The organism is Acinetobacter sp. Tr-809 (genome assembly GCF_011753255.1).
GTDB lineage: Bacteria > Pseudomonadota > Gammaproteobacteria > Pseudomonadales > Moraxellaceae > Acinetobacter.
The window spans coordinates 119,238-132,379 of the sequence record NZ_VWVZ01000003.1 but is presented as its reverse complement, the minus strand read 5'-3'; the positions used below and the strand labels follow the sequence as shown (position 1 = coordinate 132,379).

The 13,142-nt window shown below is 37.4% G+C and carries 14 protein-coding genes; 8 read left to right on the top strand and 6 right to left on the bottom strand.

The window, feature by feature from the left end; translation table 11 throughout:
* Positions 1 to 60 precede the first annotated feature (60 nt).
* Genes F3J02_RS07995 through F3J02_RS07985 form a run of 3 tightly spaced genes read right to left on the bottom strand, consistent with a single transcriptional unit; the run spans position 61 to position 2,532 of the window.
* A complete protein-coding gene (locus tag F3J02_RS07995; RefSeq protein ID WP_167248503.1) occupies positions 61 to 816 on the bottom strand; it encodes an SDR family NAD(P)-dependent oxidoreductase in 756 nt (251 codons plus the stop codon).
* Positions 817 to 2,118, bottom strand: coding sequence for an FAD-binding oxidoreductase (locus tag F3J02_RS07990; RefSeq protein ID WP_167248502.1), 1,302 nt, complete (start codon positions 2,116 to 2,118; stop codon positions 817 to 819).
* Positions 2,119 to 2,532, bottom strand: a complete 414-nt coding sequence (locus F3J02_RS07985) for a GtrA family protein (protein WP_167248501.1) — start codon at positions 2,530 to 2,532, stop codon at positions 2,119 to 2,121.
* A 26-nt stretch (positions 2,533 to 2,558) separates the two neighbouring features.
* Between F3J02_RS07985 and F3J02_RS07980 the strand changes: the two genes are divergently transcribed.
* The 4 genes from F3J02_RS07980 (at position 2,559) to F3J02_RS07965 (ending at position 6,657) form a co-directional block, all read left to right on the top strand.
* The gene (locus F3J02_RS07980; protein WP_167248500.1) at positions 2,559 to 3,437 is read left to right on the top strand and encodes a decaprenyl-phosphate phosphoribosyltransferase; all 879 of its coding nucleotides are present in this window, start codon (positions 2,559 to 2,561) and stop codon (positions 3,435 to 3,437) included.
* A 19-nt stretch (positions 3,438 to 3,456) separates the two neighbouring features.
* The gene (locus F3J02_RS07975) at positions 3,457 to 3,870 is read left to right on the top strand and encodes a divergent PAP2 family protein (protein ID WP_167248499.1); all 414 of its coding nucleotides are present in this window, start codon (positions 3,457 to 3,459) and stop codon (positions 3,868 to 3,870) included.
* 126 nt (positions 3,871 to 3,996) lie between these two features.
* Entirely contained in the window at positions 3,997 to 5,706 is a 1,710-nt protein-coding gene (locus F3J02_RS07970) for a tetratricopeptide repeat protein (protein ID WP_167248498.1), read from the top strand.
* A gap of 231 nt (positions 5,707 to 5,937) precedes the next feature.
* Entirely contained in the window at positions 5,938 to 6,657 is a 720-nt protein-coding gene (locus F3J02_RS07965) for an SDR family NAD(P)-dependent oxidoreductase (protein ID WP_167248497.1), read from the top strand.
* Positions 6,658 to 6,661: 4 nt separating this feature from the next.
* On the opposite strand, the gene F3J02_RS07960 is transcribed toward F3J02_RS07965, so the two are convergent.
* The gene (locus F3J02_RS07960; RefSeq protein WP_167248496.1) at positions 6,662 to 7,498 is read right to left on the bottom strand and encodes a GNAT family N-acetyltransferase; all 837 of its coding nucleotides are present in this window, start codon (positions 7,496 to 7,498) and stop codon (positions 6,662 to 6,664) included.
* Between the two features lie 327 nt (positions 7,499 to 7,825).
* Between F3J02_RS07960 and ddlA the strand changes: the two genes are divergently transcribed.
* A complete protein-coding gene (gene ddlA, locus F3J02_RS07955) occupies positions 7,826 to 8,935 on the top strand; it encodes a D-alanine--D-alanine ligase (protein WP_167248495.1) in 1,110 nt (369 codons plus the stop codon).
* 71 nt (positions 8,936 to 9,006) lie between these two features.
* On the opposite strand, the gene pyrE is transcribed toward ddlA, so the two are convergent.
* Complete coding sequence (gene pyrE / locus F3J02_RS07950) at positions 9,007 to 9,657, bottom strand: orotate phosphoribosyltransferase (protein ID WP_004657130.1); 651 nt, start codon at positions 9,655 to 9,657, stop codon at positions 9,007 to 9,009.
* A 41-nt stretch (positions 9,658 to 9,698) separates the two neighbouring features.
* Here pyrE and F3J02_RS07945 point away from each other — a divergent pair, with 41 nt between their 5' ends.
* On the top strand, positions 9,699 to 10,523 hold the full coding sequence (locus F3J02_RS07945; RefSeq protein ID WP_167248494.1) for an exodeoxyribonuclease III: 825 nt from the start codon (positions 9,699 to 9,701) through the stop codon (positions 10,521 to 10,523).
* 438 nt (positions 10,524 to 10,961) lie between these two features.
* Positions 10,962 to 11,312, top strand: coding sequence for a Spx/MgsR family RNA polymerase-binding regulatory protein (locus F3J02_RS07940; protein WP_167248493.1), 351 nt, complete (start codon positions 10,962 to 10,964; stop codon positions 11,310 to 11,312).
* Positions 11,313 to 11,378: 66 nt separating this feature from the next.
* Here F3J02_RS07940 and F3J02_RS07935 read toward each other — a convergent pair whose 3' ends face one another.
* On the bottom strand, positions 11,379 to 11,816 hold the full coding sequence (locus F3J02_RS07935) for a DUF2147 domain-containing protein (RefSeq protein WP_004803572.1): 438 nt from the start codon (positions 11,814 to 11,816) through the stop codon (positions 11,379 to 11,381).
* Positions 11,817 to 12,021: 205 nt separating this feature from the next.
* Between F3J02_RS07935 and F3J02_RS07930 the strand changes: the two genes are divergently transcribed.
* A complete protein-coding gene (locus F3J02_RS07930) occupies positions 12,022 to 12,933 on the top strand; it encodes an alpha/beta hydrolase (RefSeq protein ID WP_005185925.1) in 912 nt (303 codons plus the stop codon).
* Positions 12,934 to 13,142: the final 209 nt, after the last annotated feature.

Genomic DNA, 13,142 nt, shown 5'->3' with positions numbered 1-13,142 from the left:
AGGTAAATTTCAACCAAAAAGCCCAGTATACGACTGGGCTTTTTGGTTGATAAATATTACTTATATATCCATTTTCTTAAATAAAAAGAACGGTAAATTTCGAATAATCATCATAATGATTGCCCATTTACCTGGTGTGTAAATGGTTAATTTGCCTTTATCAATTCCTTGCACAATATCATTCGCAACTTGTTCTGGTGACGCAAGCTTGCCTTTACCAGATATTCCAGCCGTCATAGGGGTCGCTGTCGGACCAGGCTTGATTAAAGTCGCTGTGACTTGAGAACCTGTTAACGCTAAGCGATGTTGTAATCCTTGTAGATATTTATCAAGTAATGCTTTTGATGCGCCGTATACATAATTCGATTTACGACCACGGTCACCCGCTACTGAACCAATCACTGCCAATTTTCCATGATTGTGTTCAATCATATGTTTAGCAATAGCTTCAGTAAATAACACAGGTGACAGCGCATTTACTTCAATTGCCTGCTGACATTCAACTAGATCATTTTGACATTGATCTTGGTCAGGTAAATTGCCATGCGCAATCAGGGCAATATCAATTTTTCCCTGTTGAGTGATGGTATCAATACAATCTTGAATTGCCGCAGCATTTAAAAAATCAATAGTCTGTAGTTGGATATTGGCCTGCGGGGTACGGACTTTAAGATCATTCGCAACACGCTGTAATTTGTCTTGATCTCGACCTAACAGAATAACTTCACAAGGCTGCTGCTTAAGCCAGAGTCTAGCGCAGTGTTCAGCAATAGCTGAGGTTCCACCTACAATTAAGATTTTTGGTTGATTTGACATTTAGCCCCCTAATAGACGACGAGACATTTCCGAGCTGATGCCTGGGTCCCGATATTTTAAAAATTCAGTAAAGCGTGGATAGCCCGCTTCAAATAGTGATCTTGGCATACGAGCATCTTTGGCTAAATAAAGACGACCTTGTGCTTGTTGCACAATATGATCCAACTCATTTAACAGTTTTAACGTTTTTTCACCACGATTTGGGAAATCCAACGCCAACGTAACACCCGATTTTGGAAAACTCAGTAATCCACCTGACTCACGATCGCCAAATGTTTTTAATACTGCTAAAAATGAGCCTTCACCTGATTTTTTAATGGTGTTTAACATGTCTTGAGTGACTTCTTTTCCAATCTCTTTCGGCACCACACTTTGATATTGATAAAAACCTTTCGGTCCATACATTTTGTTCCATTCATGCATGGCATCTAATGGATAAAAGAATGGCTCGTAATGTACTTTTTGAGCTTGGCTTTTTAGTGAGTTCCCGTGAAAGTAGGCAAAATTAAAGACAGGTAAACTGAGTTTATTGACCAATGAAATCGGCGGAGTAATCGGAAATGTTTTATCTTTTATTTTAGGTTCTACTTGAGCCGATTGACCAGCGAGATTACCCCGTGAAAAAAGTCCCTTAGCATTAGCACCATTCATACAGTCAATCCAGGATACCGTATATTCCCAATCAGGCTCAGATGAATCAGATAGTGCAAAAAACTCATCTAGATTGTGATAAGGAATAGTTTCTGAATCAATCCACGAACTTTGAACCGGACGTAATTGTATTTTTGCTTCTAAAATTATACCTGTTAGGCCAATTCCACCTACAGTTGCATAGAACCAATCAGCCCTTTCAGTCTTTGAACACTCAATAATTTCACCATCAGTCCGCATCAGCTTAATCTGTAGAAGGTGGTCACCAAAAGAGCCAAAAGCATGGTGGTTTTTGCCATGTACATCATTTGCAATAGCCCCACCAACAGTAATCATCTGCGTGCCTGGGGTTACAGGTAACATCCAGCCTTGTGGGATAAGTGTTCTGTGAATATCTTGTAAGGTAGCACCTGCTTCGCAGTGCAAAATTCCAGTATTTAAATCAAAAGAAATCAAATGATTCATGGCGGTGGTCAGCCATAAAAGACCATTACCGTTTAATGCTACATCACCATAACTACGCCCCATACCATGAGCGATACCTGGAAACGTACCATTTTTTAATTGTTTGGATGCTTGTGAAGGTGTTATTAAAGGAATAACGTGATGTTCAGCGTCAGAAAGCCTACCCCAGGCCTGTATTGTTTTCATTTATGCCTCAACTTTACGAAACACGAAATGTTTATCTAAATAATATTTGCAAATATAGCCAATCATTAGACCGATTATTCCACCCACGTAACGCATCTCTTTGGTTCCAAAGGCTGCATGAAAGCCAAACTCAAAACCCCAGAAAATAATCGTAGTAAAAATACCCATAATGGTATACAGCAGAAAAACCTTTCCATCATGTTTGGTATTCTGTGTTTTATATTTAAAAATATACTTTTTATCTAAGATATACTTAACAATTAAACCGACACCTGTGCCAACAAAAATTGAAATAAAAATATAAAAATTTCCAACATAAATATAACTGGAAATATCTTGTGCTATAATATTGCAAAACGTAGCAACCATAGCAAATGCTGTATAAAGCAGCGCGAGCTTAATCGAGTCCATCATTTATATTTAATAGCGCTGAAAAAAAAATGTATGATATAGCAGAAAATCGGTCTTTTCTAGCGGAAATCCCAGGACTGATAAAACTAATAAGACCTAAACAATGGCTTAAGAATAGCTTTGTTTTCGCACCTCTGATCTTTGCAGGCGAATTCCTAAATTTAGGATCTATTTATTCCGTATTATTTGCGGCATTTTTATTTTGTCTAGCAGCCTCAGCGGTCTACATTGTAAATGACTTAAAAGATATAGAAAAAGATCGGGCACATCCTGAGAAGTCATTGAAACGACCTTTAGCTTCAGGTCAAGTAAGCCCGCAAAGTGCAATTATTTTATTAACGTTGATTTATATTGCTTTAGGGTTCGCTTGGTTAGTTGCACCCAAAGTCATATACGTGATCGTGGTATATTTACTGCTGAATTGGGCGTATACCTTTAAACTGAAGCATGAACCAGTGATTGAAATTTTTATTGTCGCCTTTGGTTTTGTATTACGAGTGTATGCAGGCGCTGTAGCTCTTGCCGTGCCAGTTTCTCACTGGATGTTTATTACGACATTAAGTATTTCACTGTATCTCGCTTCAATTAAACGTCGTCAGGAACTAATACAAAGTGGCTCGCAAGGACGTGGAGTACTTGAACACTATTCAGTAAGCCTGATTGACCGCTTTGCCGGAATTTCTGCTGTTACAGCCATTGTTTTTTATAGCTTATATACGATGGAAGTACAGCCACAACTCATTATCACCATCCCATTTGTCATGTTCGGCTTATTCCGTTACTGGTTTATTGTTGAAACATTAAAAGGCGGGGAATCTCCAACTGATGTGATCGCTCAAGACTGGCAAATATTATTAACCGTTGTGTTATGGGTTTCATGTTGTATCTGGACATTATTGCCAGCTTAATTTTATTTTGGATTGTTTTGTGACGTATTATATTTACCTTATTACTCCATTTTTAGCTTGGTTAGTTGCTGGCTGTCTAAAGTTTCTTATTAATTCAATTAAAGCCAAGAAATTGGCTTTTGGATTAATTGGCTATGGTGGATTACCAAGTAATCATAGTGCCATTGTAAGCAGTATGGCTGCACTTATTGCCTTTAAGGAAGGGATTGATACGCCTGCTTTTGGCGTTGCGATTACCCTCTCATTTATTGTGCTATTAGATGCAAATAGTTTAAGACGTGCTGTAGGTAAACATGCGGTAGCGATTAATCAACTAGCTAAAAATACGCCTGAGTACCAGCAATTAAGAGAACGCATGGGACACACCAAGATTGAGATCTTAGCGGGTGTACTGGTCGGTTGTCTGGTTGCATATTTAGCTAGCATGCTATAAACCAAATATTAACTCGGGACTATATAGCTTATAAATGTTAATTTAGTTGCCAGTCTAATTTTTGACCACCCTCCCCGTATTAGTTAACTAATAGTTATTTAACATTTAATTTTTAGTAGCGCATTTATGAACATGTTCATTAAAAGTAATAAAGAACATATTAAATTTATTTTATATTCTTTATTAACCCTTATTGTCATTTTATTTATTCATAGCAATATATATTCTTTTGACTTTACAATAAGATTGCATGACTATTTATACTCACAATGGGTATTTAGCTATGACTATGGTTTTGTAAGAAGAGCCCTACCAGGCGAGATGTTAAGTATTCTAGGAATTGACCCAACCTATAGACATGTTCGTCTAGTATCAATTCTTTTGTTAATTTCATTATTTTACCTTTTTGCTAGAATCACATATATTTTCCTCAAAAATTTAAAACTAGATAATAAAGATATTATAATTTTTTCAGTATGTATTTTTAGTTTATCTTTTTTAGCCTCTCAATGGGTAAGAGAATTATCTCGTTTTGATCATGTTGGTCAAATTATACTACTAACTTCTATTTTACTCATACTAAAAAACGCTAGAAACTCTATCGTTCTGGCATTTATATTATTATCATTGCCAGTAATGGCATTGACGCATGAAGCAATGCTAATATTTTTCGTTCCAACTTTAGCATTTATATATTATCAGAAATATAGAAAAATAAGCCACATTTTCCTAATTGGGATAGAGTCTACTCTCCTCTTAGTAGCAGTCGTTATCTATGGCAAGATGTCTTCTTTTCAAGTTAACTCTATTATTAAAACCTTTATGTATTACGAGCATTTTCAATCTTATGCTGTCAGCACATCTTTACTGACTTTAAAAGAAAATTTCGTAACAAACTATCAAACCTTCTTTGAAACCAAAGCATATTTAAAAATATTTTTTACATTTCTATTTTGCTCTCCTATCCTTTTGTTTATTAAGAAAAGTACAGATAAAAAAACCTTTCTTCTCATTTTATTTTTTTCAGCATCTCCTCTGGCTCTAACATTAATAGCTTTTGATTATATTAGATGGATTGCACTATTTTTATTCAATTTATCTATAATATTTATGTCATTAGCAATAATGAACAATATTGACAGAAATTTAATTTCATCAAATTTCATGAGCTTTAAAAAACTGATATATTCTTACGCATTTGTTTCATTATTACTTGGCCCTTTAGGAATTGGAAATACCTTTATCAACTTCTATGAAGTAAATTTCCCTTGGGAAAAAAGAGAAAAATGGGACCAAGCTTTACTTGTTAAATTAAATGATCCAATCCCTTTATCTAATATTAGATTAAGTATTGATGATGTTAATTCAATTACACAACTTTACTTTTTAAATCAAGAAAATATCAAACAATCGAAGTTGAATAAAGCTGTTATTAATCACTATATTAAAGCTTCTAAAAAAGGAAGTACGGATGCCCAAAACACTTTAGGCTTCTTCTACTTCTATGGGATACATACATCTATAAATTATTGCTCTGCATTAGAAATGTTTAAAGTGGCTGCCCAAGGTCAAAATAAGCATGCCCTATATAACTTATCTCTTTTGTATAGAGATGGTATTTGTATAGAAAAAAATATTAAGAAGGCGAATAATTTATTAATACAGGCATCTGCCCATGAAAATGACTTGGCTAAATTCATGTTGGCTATTAATTATTTACATGGTAACAATGGATTTGTTAAAAATAAAAAGGAAGCTTTGAAAATATTGACTGAACTAAAGAGTAAAGGAAATTTACCAGCAGAAATTTCATTGGAGGCACTTAAGCTGGAGTAACGCTCGATATTTAATGTCTGATAGTAAGCCGTTCCAGAATTCAATGTACTGGAATGGCTTTTAGCCCCCCTATAGCACGTTTATTTTTTAACCATTATTTCCAACAATAAAGTTAGATAAACCTAACAGCAAACTTTTACATATTTTTCTTTATAGCCAACTTAATTCTTGACCTCAAGCGCAGTTGAGCTTCTATACTTATCTTCTAACCTAAAAAATACAGGTAGATAGATGAATAAATTGAATAAAACATTTCTCATATATGGTGTCAGTAAAGGTCTAGGCAAAGCCATTGTTCAAGCTGTACCACGGCTAACAGATACCATCTATGGTGTATCTCGCACGCCACCACAAGAAACTCCCAACATAAACTGGATTCGGGCTGATCTTTCCAAACCAGAGCAGGCTGTAAACGATGTAAAAACAGTAATTGGACAGCAAAGAATTGATGTGCTGATTTACAATGTCGGTATCTGGGAACAACTGGCATTTAGTGAAAATTATAATTTTGAAAAAGTCTCCGCTACTGAAATTAACCAAATCATTCATATCAATATCACCACCTGTATCCAATCAATTCAATCATTAATCGGAAATCTCAAGCTCTCCAACAACGCCAAAATCATTCTAATCGGCTCAACGTGGGGTGTTGATAATCATAACGGCAAAGAACTTGTTTTCTCGGCAACTAAGTTTGCTCTAAGGGGTATTGCTCAATCCCTTCGAGAAATCCTACGTGAGCACTTGATTGGGGTAAGTGTACTGAACTTGGGCTATCTGGCCAGTGAATATGGGATTGATAAACCGACTCAAGACGTTTTAGAACAAACCAAGTATTCGCTCATCCCTCTAGCTGATGTGATTCAGGCGATCCATTTTATTATTTCAACCAGTAAGGCAAGCTGCGTCAAAGAAATCTTGATGCCTGCAATGTTGGATCAAAATGTTTAGTTCTTTATGAATACGCCAAATAGCCAACATAAGATGGGCCTACACACTCAAAGCCCATTTGGCGATAAAGTTCTATTGCAGGGATGTTATCTGTATCGACAACGAGGTATGCCGTACGCCCACTCTCAACGATTTGATTGACTGCAAACCCTAATACACGCTCAGCATAACCTTGCCGGCGGTATGCAGGAAAAGTGTAAGTTCCACCTATACTAACCAGACGATGAGTTTCAAGCCCGAATCGCACGATCGAGACAATTTGACCATCAACTTCATGAACAGCAATCTTAGCTTGCTGAATGAGTGCCTCCCAATCAGCTATCTCATCAACCGAGCGTTCATGATTATATAGATGCTGATATTCAATAAGGCGAGGAATGTCTGATGTAATGGCTAAACGGCCACTCGCCTGTGGGAAAAGACGTGTACAGACCATGACCCATTGATCATACTCCCGCAATAAGCTCATTGGATGTCCCATCATAGAGCGCAAGATATCCCTTCCAAAGAGTGTGGTAACAACACGACAGGGCTGAAGTTTAAGCATCTCTGAACAAAGTAATCCAGCCGAGGAGCTCTCCTCTGGCAACCAAAAGCAAGCGCGGCCAGCCAAGACCAAAGCAATACCCAACAGGGCTTTTGCCTCATTTGAATCATATAATCTTAACAATTGCCACTGTACATCAATCACTTGTGTCCGATCAAGAAATACGGTGATCCCAAGAGAATGATAAAATCGAGCATCAAGCCACTGAGAAATGAGTTGGCGCTCACTTTGAGATGTAAACGATCCTCTTATAATTTTCAAATCAGAATTTTCCTGCCCAATCTTGCTTTTCACTCTTCTTTTCTCTAACTGTGGTTACGATCAATTTGAATAAAATGAAAATATCTTTGATATCCAAGCTAAGTTGAATCTCAACAACAAGTTAAATATTTTAATTCTTTATCAAAATATTATTGAACTTTAGCTAACCTGGAAACGAGGAAAGAATAAATCGTAACTAATAGTCTTCAATCATTCTATAGTGACTTTCCTTCGCCCTGGGCATTCAAATAAGTTTAGCTAAGTGTCACAAATATTAATCATGATGTTACATCATTCAGAGGTACATTAAGATTTAGTTTTTTAGTCGAAAATTTAGTAAAAATTTAAGGAAATATAGGAATGCAGAAGAAAAATATTGGCATTATATTTGGAGGAAAATCTACTGAGCATGAAGTATCCCTTCAGTCTGCAAGAAATATTGTTGATGCGATAGATCGAGAAAAATTTGATGTGACATTAATCGGTATAGATAAAAATGGAATATGGCATCTGAATGAAAGCACTCATTTTTTATTAAATTCAGACAATCCATCTCTCATTTCATTACATCAATCAGGACGAAATATTGCGTTCATTCCTGGGAAAAATGAAAAACAAATCATAGAGTTTCAAAACAAAACGCTATCGCAATTGGATGTGATCTTTCCGATCGTTCACGGAACACTTGGAGAAGATGGCTCATTGCAAGGATTGTTAAGAATGGTGAACCTTCCATTTGTTGGTTCTCAAGTACTCAGTTCTGCCATGTGTATGGATAAAGATATAACAAAAAGATTATTAAGAGATGCTGGCTTAAATATTACACCGTTCATAAAGCTCACCAAGAAAAATAGAAAAGATATAAGCTTCGAAATTGCCAGTTCACAATTAGGCTGCCCATTATTCGTTAAACCCGCTAATCAGGGTTCATCAGTAGGTGTGAGTAAAGTCACCACTCAAGATGAATTTGAAACAGCTTTAGACACAGCTTTCATTTACGACAATAAAATATTGATTGAACAAGGGATTGATGGCAGAGAAATTGAATGTGCCATTATCGGCAACAGTGAACCTTTAGCGAGTGTTTGTGGAGAAATTGAACTCGAAGATAGCTTCTATTCTTATGATACTAAATATATTAATGATAAGGGTGCAACAGTAACGATACCTGCAAATATATCTGATGAAATCAGCCAAAAAATTAGAGAGATCTCGATTAAAGCTTATGAAGTTTTGGAATGCACTGGACTCGCAAGGGTTGATGTTTTTTTAACAAAAAATGGGGAAGTTTTTATTAATGAAATAAATACTTTACCGGGTTTTACTAATATAAGCATGTTTCCAAAACTATGGGAAGCGAGTGGGTTAAATTACTCTGACCTCATTACCCGTTTAATAGAGTTAGCGATTGAACATCATGAAAATAATGCTCAACTACAAAATACAGTCTCTTTAAACAAAATAAAGTAATCGTATTTTCCCGCTCAAAACCAAGGAATAAAAAAGGAAGCCTTCGCTTCCTTTTCTTTTACATCTAAAACTTAGATGCCATATTTTTCTCGATAAGCCTGCATATTGGCTAAAGCATCTTTTTCGCCTTTCGCATCTAAATAATCCATCAAGTCTTTCATGGTAATCAATGCATGCACAGGGATTTCTAATTCTTTTTGCACTTCCTGAATCGCAGAAAGCTGACCTTGACCACGTTCTTGACGGTCTAACGCAACCAATACACCTGCAATTTCAGCACCCGCATTTTTTAAGATGGTCACAACTTCACGGATTGCCGTCCCCGCAGTGATCACATCATCAATGATCCAGACTTTTTGCCCTGCAACCGATGCTCCAACCAAGACGCCACCTTCACCGTGATCTTTGGCTTCTTTACGGTTAAAGCCCCATGGTACACTTTTACCATGAACTTGAGACAACGCCACCGCTGTTGCTGCTACAAAAGGAATACCTTTGTAAGCTGGACCAAAAATCACACCAACATTGTCGCACTGAACCAGTTTGTCGGCATAACCTTGCGCTAACAAAGACAGTGCCTCACCATCGTTTAACAAACCTGCGTTAAAGAAATAAGGACTGACACGGCCTGATTTTAAGGTAAACTCACCAAATTTAAGCACTCCACGTGATAATGCGAGTTCGATAAAAGCTTGCGGATGAAATGACACAGGCGTTGTCATATAAAGTGCTCCAAATTCTTCAATTGAGGTTAAACAGACGTATGATACCAAAGGATAGCTATCCAAGTGATGTAAAAATTCTTCGAGTCGTTTCAATTAACGTAAATGGCTTGCGTTCATCAGTCACCAAAGGCCTGCTCGAATGGCTAGAGCAGTCGGGCGCAGATGTGGTGTGTATGCAGGAAAGCCGCATCACCCATGAACAATGGACCGATAAATTTAAACCTGAAGGCTGGTATACCCACCTGTTCCCTGCTGAACGTGCAGGCTATGCCGGTACGGCGATTTATAGTCGTCTGCCATTTGTTTCGGTAAAAGATGGTTTAGGCTTTGAATTGGCTGATTCACAAGGCCGTTTTATCGCGGCTGAATTCGATCTAGGCTTGTCACAAACTGTTCATATTGCCTCGTTATACTTGCCATCAGGATCAAGCGGTGACGAAGCGCAAGCACGCAAAGACGTGTTTTTACAAGAATATGCCAAAATACTAAAACATTGGCGAGATGAAAATAAATCAATCATTGTCTGTGGGGATTACAATATCGTGCATAAACGCATCGATATTAAAAACTGGTCAGGTAACCAGAAATCTTCTGGGGTACTACCACATGAACGTGCTTGGCTCGATCATATGTATGATGAGTTAGGTTATGTGGATACCTTCCGCGAAGTTCGCCCTGAAGCAGAATTGTATTCATGGTGGTCAAATCGCGGTCAAGCGCGTGCGAAAAATGTTGGGTGGCGTATTGACTACCATTCATGCTCTCCAGACTGGAAAGCACGTACAACAAATGCATGGGTCTATAAAGAACAATGGTTTAGTGACCATGCACCCGTCATTATCGACTATAAAATACACGAATAAGTGAACACTTGTTCACTTTGCCCGCTTCTTTAGCTTACATAACTTGTCGCTTTTGTGTATTTTTATTTCGCATCTAGATCGGCATTATAGCTTCACGGCACAGGGAAGCGGTCAGGATGACCAAAAAGGGATAGGACGCCGTAGGAAGATAAAATAAACTTAGATTAAGTTTATTTGCATGGATGAGACATTGGACGTTGAAATGAGACCCGCATAATCAGGAAGATTATATGCGGGTTTTCTCTTTTCTAAATCTTAGATTTTCTTTATGAGCTTTGTCTTTAGCCCTTTTGCTCAAATTGCATGATCATTTCCGCCATTTAATTGCTACTTCACATATTCTACCGATCAACTTAATAAAAAATTTCAACTGGTACACCACCCTTCTTTTGCGTTAGGCTTTGGCTCATATCTTTTATTCTTTTTATGGTTTTCGGTATGTTTAAAATTTATGGCATTAAAAATTGTAATTCGATGAAAAAAGCCTTTGATGCCTTACAAGCCAAGGGCATCAATTACGAATTTCATGATTATAAGAAACAAGGCATTGATGCAGATACTTTAGCAATCTGGTTAAAAGAGATTGGTGCAGACAAAGTCCTGAATAAAAAAGGCACCACATGGCGCAAATTAAGCGCGGATGAGCAAGCACATGCAATCAGCAATGAACAGAACCTGATTGACACCCTGATCGCGCAGCCAAGCCTGATTAAGCGTCCTGTACTGCAAACGACTCAAGGTTTTGTGATCGGCTTTGATGAAGCTACTTATCAAGATTTATCAGCTTAAATTCTAGAAATCAGCAGCAATAAAAAACCGAGTATGAGGACTCGGTTTTTGTTATTTAAATCTGGCTTAGTTAGTACGAATCCAAGTTTGATTACGACCTAAAGCAGCGACACCGATATAGCCTCGTAATTTCAGCTTTTTACCACCTTCGATGATTTCAGCTTTCAATTTATAGGTTTTACCATTTTTAGGGTCGATAATTGAACCACCATCGTAATTCACACCACCGACATTTTTCAGGCCATTCACAATGGTCACGCCTTTAAGTGGTTTGTTATGGTAAGTTCCTTCACATTTAGAACAGGCATTTTCCTGACCAGCCACTAAATATTTTTGAATAGATGCGGTTAACGTTCCATCCTTTTGCTCCGTGAATTTCACGATCGCCTTTGGCTGTTTTGTTTCATCATCAATGGTCTGCCAAACAGTGCCATTCAGCGCATCCGCTGCATTGGCAAAAGTTGTCAAACCGAGCAATCCAAATGCTAAAGCAATTTTCTTCATTTTTGTAATATCCTTAAGGGGTCTTTCAAACTGAAAGTATTGAGAACTTCAATCAATATTGCAATTCTTGATTATGACTATTTGGTATAACCTGAGTAAGAGTGTCACAGTGCACAGTTTTTTCAGATTTTATCGTCGTGCTTAGACATAGCTTATTTTCAAGAACTTTCTTATTGGTATACTGATCTAACAATATGGAAAAATTATGAAATTTGCTACTGTTTGGAAATATTATTTTACTGAATCCTTACTTAAAGCGACGATTCGAACACCAAGTCAGTTTAACTTAGCTCCAAATGCATTACGTCCTTTGCTCGATCAACTGTGTCGTCTATTTCCACAAGATTCAACAGTACAAGTTCGCCCAATACGTCTGGCTGGCGTCCGTGGCGAAGAAATTAAGGCTCAAGCTGCTGCCACACAACTCATTTTTCATATTCACGGCGGCGCATTTTTCTTAGGCAGTTTAAATACCCATCGTGCCTTAATGACGGATATTGCCGCACGTACCCAAATGCAAGTGATTCATGTCGATTATCCACTTGCACCTGAACATCCATACCCTGAAGCGATTGATGCGATTTTTGATGTCTATCAAGCGTTGTTGGTACAAGGCATTAAACCGAAAGACATTATTATTTCAGGTGACTCCTGTGGTGCCAACCTTGCCTTGGCGCTGTGTTTACGTCTCAAACAGCAACCTGAACTGATGCCAAGTGGCTTAATTCTAATGTCACCTTATCTCGACCTCACTTTAACCAGTGAATCGCTACGTTTTAACCAAAAACATGATGCTTTATTGTCTATTGAAGCCCTACAAGCAGGTATCAATCATTATCTTACCGATAATATCCAAGCAGATGATCCACGTGTTTCACCATTGTTTGATGATTTAAAGGGACTACCACCCACCTTGGTGCAGGTGGGTTCGAAAGAAATTTTACTGGATGACTCGAAACGCTTTAGAGAAAAAGCGGAACAAGCTGATGTCAAAGTCCAGTTCAAGCTATACACGGGCATGTGGCATAACTTCCAGATGTTTAATGCTTGGTTCCCCGAAGCAAAACAAGCCTTGGCAGATATCGCAGAATTTGCACATGCGCTCGATCGTGACTAAATAAAATAAAATCGTGTAAAAAATGGTCAGCTATGTCTGACCATTGTCACTCTTAATTCCCTTTTGTCATCATAAAATAAAATTGATTGGATATTCTGATAAGAGCTGATTTATCAAAGAATTTTTCCCGTCCTGATTTGCATTAAAAAGCCCAGAGCTAGACTTTTTTCTCATTCTAAAGATGTTATTGTTATTTTAATAATCGTTCT

Excerpts from the sequence above, each read along its gene's own strand:
- F3J02_RS07995 (WP_167248503.1), bottom strand. The coding sequence starts at position 816 with ATGTCAAATCAACCAAAAATCTTAATTGTAGGTGGAACCTCAGCTATT.
- F3J02_RS07990 (WP_167248502.1), bottom strand. The coding sequence starts at position 2,118 with ATGAAAACAATACAGGCCTGGGGTAGGCTTTCTGACGCTGAACATCAC.
- F3J02_RS07985 (WP_167248501.1), bottom strand. The coding sequence starts at position 2,532 with ATGATGGACTCGATTAAGCTCGCGCTGCTTTATACAGCATTTGCTATG.
- F3J02_RS07980 (WP_167248500.1), top strand. The coding sequence starts at position 2,559 with ATGTATGATATAGCAGAAAATCGGTCTTTTCTAGCGGAAATCCCAGGA.
- F3J02_RS07970 (WP_167248498.1), top strand. The coding sequence starts at position 3,997 with ATGAACATGTTCATTAAAAGTAATAAAGAACATATTAAATTTATTTTA.
- F3J02_RS07965 (WP_167248497.1), top strand. The coding sequence starts at position 5,938 with ATGAATAAATTGAATAAAACATTTCTCATATATGGTGTCAGTAAAGGT.
- ddlA (WP_167248495.1), top strand. The coding sequence starts at position 7,826 with ATGCAGAAGAAAAATATTGGCATTATATTTGGAGGAAAATCTACTGAG.
- pyrE (WP_004657130.1), bottom strand. The coding sequence starts at position 9,657 with ATGACAACGCCTGTGTCATTTCATCCGCAAGCTTTTATCGAACTCGCA.
- F3J02_RS07945 (WP_167248494.1), top strand. The coding sequence starts at position 9,699 with ATGATACCAAAGGATAGCTATCCAAGTGATGTAAAAATTCTTCGAGTC.
- F3J02_RS07940 (WP_167248493.1), top strand. The coding sequence starts at position 10,962 with ATGTTTAAAATTTATGGCATTAAAAATTGTAATTCGATGAAAAAAGCC.
- F3J02_RS07935 (WP_004803572.1), bottom strand. The coding sequence starts at position 11,816 with ATGAAGAAAATTGCTTTAGCATTTGGATTGCTCGGTTTGACAACTTTT.
- F3J02_RS07930 (WP_005185925.1), top strand. The coding sequence starts at position 12,022 with ATGAAATTTGCTACTGTTTGGAAATATTATTTTACTGAATCCTTACTT.